The following is a 5,744-nucleotide window of genomic DNA, read 5'->3' as shown; positions in this document are numbered from 1 at the left end:
TGATGTCGAGTGGTACGAAAATAATGAAGCTTACAACATCATTAAAGATTAACTCCTCCTCTCCAAAGGTGACTGTGATTTCGTAATTACTTACCAAGGGATTCCACTACTTTCAATGTTCTTTGACTAGAGATTCATAGAACAATTAAACTGAAAAAATAATGGTGCTCTAACACCAAAGGCAGTCAGCCGAGAATACAGGATGATCCACCCGAGCCGTCAAAAACTCAAGGGTGGATTTTTTTATAGCAACATCAGTTTCAAAGAGAGTGCCATCTACACACCCTAAAATTTCGGGTATGGGTTTGAGCGACTTCCAGTCGTAAATGATGCTGCACATTGGGTGAATCCCAGTAAAAAGCACCCATCGGGGGGGATGCTTGCCACTTTTCTCAAAAAGGGCAAGGTCGGTTCTTGGTTCTTGGTTCTTGGTAAGTAATTACGAAATCACATTCCACTTTCGGGAGATATTTATTGCTTCGTTGTGAGAACCTGCCACGCGGCGATGGGAGGGTGGGGACTTGTCAAAGAGGTATTTTTAGGTGAATAATAGTGGGAATTCAGAAGTATACAGAACAATAAAAGGAGTGATAAATATGAGAAAATCGAGTAAGGTTTTAACTTTAGTTTTGGCAATATTATTGTCATTAGAGGCATTTAGATATACTACTGGTTACTTTCCATCAAAATGGATGAATTCTATTTTTGAAACACAGATAGAGGAACAGGTTCTTGAATATTTAATCAGTCAAGGTTATTCTCTAGATGACATTTTAGTCGTAAAGGCAAAGAGCCACTCAAAAGTTAGAAAGGCATTTGATGTAATTATTATTTATAGTGAAGATGAACAGATAACAGAGAAAATGTTATATGTATTAGATAGAGGAAAGTTAATTGTTAAAGAAACTTAAGAAAATAGTATAGATTAAGTTTTGTTTCATAGAGGATGGATCATCAGTTTATCTTTAAAAAAGAGCGAATTAATTCGCTCTTTTTTTCTTTTTAAAAACAGCAACTAAAGACCCACTCTGCATTTATAAATCACAAACACCTTCCAATAAATAGTACAATAATACCATTTTTACCAAAATATGCTATATTATCAAATAATATGATAATATCAAACTTGTAAGAAAATTCAGAGTAAAGGTGTGTTAAATTTGATGAAATCTTCTTTAAAACTATTTTTATCTTTTTTTCTAGCAACTATATTTTTGGTTATAGGCGCTAACCCATCTTCAGCCGCATCACCAATCACTAACGTTGTAGAACCTGGACCTGGAGGAATGCCGGTTTATTCGGGTACTTCCATCGTTTCGAAACCAGGCGATATATTATATGTAGCGAAAGCAGAAACGCAATATTTTTCAGGTCATGTTGCAATAGTAGATAATGCTGGATATGTTATTCATGCTCCGGGCCCAGGAAAGGGAATTGTAAGAGTCTCACTATATTCTTTTATGAATTCTTATGATGGTGTTGATGTTTGGTCTCCTAAGAGTGGGACGGTAGGGTATAACGCAGCAAATGAAGCCTATAGCTTATATTCTAAGTATTCTAATGCTACATACACAGTTTTTACACCTTTATCGGGATATTACGATAAACAATACTGCACTAAATTTGTATGGAATGCGTATTATGATGGCGCAGGAGTGAATTTAGGCGATGAATCTTTTACCAAATATACAGTTCCACCGTCTTGGATTTTGGATACTGATTATTTGACACGTAAAGCCTCGGGACTATAAACATTTAAGTAAACAAAAGTAACCACTAAGATATTGGTTGAGACAAATAAAACACCTTCAAGTTGATTTAGGTACAAAACACCTAAATACAATTTGAAGGTGTTTTACATTTACTTACCTGTGTCGATCAATATAGTTGTCGCTAAGGGAGCATGATGAACGCTAGTGGAAAATAAAGAAATTAGGAAGTAGAAAAGCATCGCTTGATGCAGACGGAAATCAACGGAACCTATTGGGTGGCTTTTTTTGCTATGGAGAACGATAGATATGGTAAAGTGTCAACGATAAATGTCTGACTGGAGCAAAGCGGAAGGAATTTAAGGAGTTGATACGTGAGTTGCTCTCCACCCTCTTATGGGTTTTCACCTTAGTGAAAACCTGCCTACCGGCGAGGGGGTTTTGGGGTTTGCCACTTTTTTCAAAAGGGGCAAGGTCTGTTCTTAAAGGAAGAATGGCCGATCAATCGAACCATTCTTCTTGCCCTTGATCGATCTACGGAAAAAAACATTCGGCTGCGAATGGATTTTCTTGCTCTTGAATTACTGGGGGAAAGACTGTCCGTTCCAGGACCATCCCCCATGCTTTTGACTTTGGGTGACGACTCCTTCAGGAGGATGGTACTTGCCTTTAACCTCGTAGAGCACAAGGATTTTACGTAGTAAAGTCTAGTGTGTTAGACTTTCCATAAAATCTCTTCGTCCCAAAGGTGGTCGGTTTCAATGAGTTATTCAATAATTCGAGTTCAAAAAATGAATGGTCAAGCAATTAAAGGGATTCAAATTCACAACCAAAGAGAGAAAGAAAGTGCGAGTAATCCGGACATCAGAAAAGAGGATATACACCTGAATTACGATTTAATTCATGGAGATAAAAAAGTGGATTACAAGAAAGAGATCCAGCAAGTAATTTCCGAAAACGTAAAGTCAGTTAAGAAGATCCGAAAAGATGCTGTCCTTGTTTCTGAATTTCTGATTACTTCCGACACTCCGTTTTTTAATAAGCTTTCACCTGACGAACAAAAACAATATTTTGAAACAACGAAAGATTTTCTAGCAGATAGATACGGTGAACAGAATTTGATCTATGCAACGGTACATAACGATGAACAGACACCCCATATGCACGTTGGTATAGTTCCAGTGACTGAAGATGGTCGATTGTCTGCAAAGGATGTCATTGGGAATCGGATGCAACTGGTGAAGCTTCAGGACGATTTTAACGCCCATGTAAAGGCTCATGGTTATGATTTGGAGCGTGGCGTATCTTCTAACCGGAAACATGTAGAAATGGCCAAATTTAAAGTCATGACTGCATTTGAAGCTGAACAGGAAGCTGCGAAGAATTATGAGCAGACCATTTCACAAATTGAATCGATTCAAAAGACATCAAAAGCACTGGAAAACGTTCAGGCGAAACAACAATTTGGTCGGGTTCTTCTGAAGAAAGAAGATTATGATTCACTGGTTAATCACGCTATTGCGGGGGCGGTTGCTGAAAGTGGCATAGTTCGTTTGGAAGAGAAATTGAAACATGCTGAACATCAAGTGGTGCAGTTAAAAGACGAAATACAGAAAGGACAAGATGAAGTCCGAAAGCTTTATAAAGGCATTGAAGTGAGAAGTGAAGAGGTTAAAACCGAAAATGAAAATATTAAAAGTGAAAATAAAAACATCAATGAAAACCTAAATAAGTTAGCTGAACAAAAAGCTGAACCACTCGCATTGGAAATGGCAAAGAAGCATTTACAAAAAAATGATCTTGTTCAGCAGTATCAAGAAACTGTCGGCAAATACAACAACCTAGTTAATAAATATAATCAACTTCAAATTGAACACACTGACTTACATAAAACATTTAAGAGGGATGTCGAGGCATTAGAGATGGAAGTCAAATTGGAGAAGAAAGACTATGCCATTCTGAAACACGAACTGAACACTCAAACCAGTGGTTGGAAAGAAGAAAACGATACTTTACGTAGCGAAAATAACGTGCTGCGTGAGCAGATCAAGCTAATCAGCAATGAATTTAAAGCGTTTAAAGAACGGGTGGTAGAAGCTTTGAAACGGCAATTTAAAGAAATTAAATTCCACCTGAAATTAAACGGAGTAGAGTCGAATCACATAGAAATGCTGGATAAAAAGCAAGATAGAATGATTGAAGTTAGCATGAAAGAAATTGAAAAACCAAAGCAACAAGAAAAAGAATTGAAAATCGAAATGGAAAGATAACCATAAAAAGCCATATAAGTGTTTTTAAGCCCATTTAAACGCTTGTCCTTATAAAAACCTAATAACCTATCATAAAAAAGCTTAAATATACCTTAAAAACGTTTTTAAGGGTATTTGGATTGATAGATTAGCTGATAGTTTTGAAAAGTCCTCAAGGGGGCTTTTTCTTTTTCATTTAGAAAAACGAATTTTTGTTTATGTGAATTTTGCTTATATATTAATTATCTTTTAAAAGATTAATTACATTACTTATATTTAGGACACCCTTTGAGCCTTAGAGTCACAAGGGTTTGAAAGTTTAAATGAGTTTTTTTTATCCCTTTACTAAGTTTTTTTTATCCCTTTACTAAGTTTTTCTTATCCCTTTATTGAGATTTTTTAAAAATTAACTCTTATTTAATTGACATAACAGAGATTAAGTGTATATTAAAACTTATTTAAAGGGAGAAATTAATCTTAATGGGGTGGAGAATTGACAAGGATAAACGAAAAAGAAACATTAATTAGTTACGAAAACAGCATTGAAAAGAGTAAAGAACTCTCTATGTCAAAATTGAGTCATGGGTTGACCTTGAATCAAATGCAACTATTGGCATACGCAATCTATTCCACTCAACGTAATGGAAAAACAGAGTTTCACAAAGCAGATTTTGAGAAGAAATTCGGAATTGAAAAATACCAAACTATTCATGCAAAGCAAGATACACAAAAGGTTTCCAGTTTGCAGTTTTCAATCGAGGATTTAGAGAATCATTATTTTGAGTATTGGAATGTGTTTGGTTCGATCAAATATAAAGCAGGGCTATTTACTTTTCGATGGAATGAAGAATTTGTCCCTCATATTTTAGAGTTGAAAGAGAAATACATAACGACTGATTTAACAATTACTTCTCAATTCAAAAGTGGGTTCACATGGACTTTATATGACTATATAAAGGCTCATTATGGTTATTGGCATAAGCCGATTTCTAAAGCCGGATTGATGAAATTATTTGGAGTTGAAAATAAAAAGACGTATATAAGCAACACGGGAGATTTCAGAAAAATGGTGCTAGATGTGGCTATTAAAGAAATCAACAAATATACGGAATTAGAAGTCAGATACAACGTAGAAAAAGAAGGACGTGCGATTGTTGGGTTTGATTTAATTTGGTCGAATGGACAAAAGCTAACCAGTGCCACAAAGAAGCAGATCAAGGAAATTCAAAGTATCGTAGATATTGTTTTCGAGGATATGTTTGTTTATCTAAATCTTGATGAAGAAGCTGACAGGTTACGTGCAAGGGATTTGATACGGGAAATCGAGAGCATGAGAGAATTTACAGGAGAACCTATCAGCATTACAAGTCAAAGAGCGAACGAATTAATCCAAAAAGGTGTTTTGAATTTCAAGGAACTGAATAAAATGCTTGAAAAACATCACAAACCTAAGCCCCCTGTAACACGAACGAAAGTAGAATTTTATAACTGGTTGGAAGTGAGGGAGTAATTAAATGAGCAACCAAGAAAAACTCAATGCAGCAATGGAGAAATTAGCAGAAGTAAATAAAAAAACTGGATTCAAAGCACGGAAAATAGAAGTAGATAAAGACGGTGCGATGTTACTTGATCCCAACAATCCTAATGATGTCGAGTGGTACGAAAATAATGAAGCTTACAACATCATTAAAGATTAACTCCTCCTCTCCAAAGGTGACTGTGATTTCGTAATTACTTACCAAGGGATTCCACTACTTTCAATGTTCTTTGACTAGAGATTCATAGA

At 35.7% G+C, this 5,744-nt stretch carries 5 protein-coding genes; all 5 read left to right on the top strand.

Going from position 1 to position 5,744, the window contains the following annotated elements:
* The first annotated feature begins 542 nt into the window (after nucleotides 1-542).
* The 5 genes from AC3EA5_RS18030 to AC3EA5_RS18010 all read left to right on the top strand — a co-directional run bounded on the left by AC3EA5_RS18030 (nucleotide 543) and on the right by AC3EA5_RS18010 (nucleotide 5,655).
* The gene (locus AC3EA5_RS18030; RefSeq protein WP_488609582.1) at nucleotides 543-911 is read left to right on the top strand and encodes a hypothetical protein; all 369 of its coding nucleotides are present in this window, start codon (nucleotides 543-545) and stop codon (nucleotides 909-911) included.
* A 249-nt stretch (nucleotides 912-1,160) separates the two neighbouring features.
* A complete protein-coding gene (locus AC3EA5_RS18025; RefSeq protein WP_488609581.1) occupies nucleotides 1,161-1,751 on the top strand; it encodes a hypothetical protein in 591 nt (196 codons plus the stop codon).
* A 719-nt stretch (nucleotides 1,752-2,470) separates the two neighbouring features.
* Nucleotides 2,471-3,979, top strand: coding sequence for a MobV family relaxase (gene mobV / locus AC3EA5_RS18020; protein WP_488609580.1), 1,509 nt, complete (start codon nucleotides 2,471-2,473; stop codon nucleotides 3,977-3,979).
* Nucleotides 3,980-4,451: 472 nt separating this feature from the next.
* Nucleotides 4,452-5,468: a replication initiation protein gene (locus AC3EA5_RS18015; RefSeq protein WP_488609579.1), complete on the top strand. Its 1,017-nt coding sequence runs from the start codon at nucleotides 4,452-4,454 to the stop codon at nucleotides 5,466-5,468.
* 4 nt (nucleotides 5,469-5,472) lie between these two features.
* A complete protein-coding gene (locus AC3EA5_RS18010) occupies nucleotides 5,473-5,655 on the top strand; it encodes a hypothetical protein (protein WP_488609578.1) in 183 nt (60 codons plus the stop codon).
* The last annotated feature ends 89 nt before the right edge of the window (nucleotides 5,656-5,744 follow it).

It is taken from the genome of Paenisporosarcina sp. (genome assembly GCF_057785155.1).
This window is presented reverse-complemented; position numbering and strand designations above follow the sequence as displayed.